The following is a 415-nucleotide window of genomic DNA, read 5'->3' as shown; positions in this document are numbered from 1 at the left end:
CGCAGCACGGATCAGCTCGTGGGGCCGTCCTCTGGCTGCTCGGGGTGCTCGGGGGGCGGCAGCGCCGCCGCGATCTCGCGGAGCGCGCCGAGGTGCACGCGCAGGGCCGCGATTCCGGCGGGGGTCGCGGCGGCCCAGGTGCGCGGCCTCGCCCCGGAGCGATCCTTCCGGGTCCGGACATAGCCGGCCGCTTCGAGCGTGGCGAGCCCCTTGCTCACGGGCGGGGCGTCCGCGTCCACGGCGACCATGAGTGTGGCGAAGTCCCACTCGTCCCCGCTCGCGAGCGTGGCGAGGAGGGAGAGGCGCACCGGGGTGAGGAGCGCCTCGTCGAGCCGATGCCGGGGGTGCGTGGCTCGCCCCGGGTCAGCGGGCACCGGTTTCCCCCCGTCGGCGGGGGAGCACCGCGGCCAGGATC

At 77.1% G+C, this 415-nt stretch carries 1 protein-coding gene; it reads right to left on the bottom strand.

Annotated features, from left to right (window positions below):
- Window positions 1-11: 11 nt before the first annotated feature.
- On the bottom strand, window positions 12-415 hold a 404-nt coding region (locus OOT08_RS02345), incomplete at its 5' end, for a transcriptional regulator (RefSeq protein ID WP_325090943.1).

Source organism: Leucobacter sp. M11 (genome assembly GCF_035726885.1).
Lineage (GTDB): Bacteria > Actinomycetota > Actinomycetes > Actinomycetales > Microbacteriaceae > JAPFRB01.
Note: the sequence above shows the minus strand (reverse complement) of the source record. Positions and strands in the feature narration are given on the sequence as shown.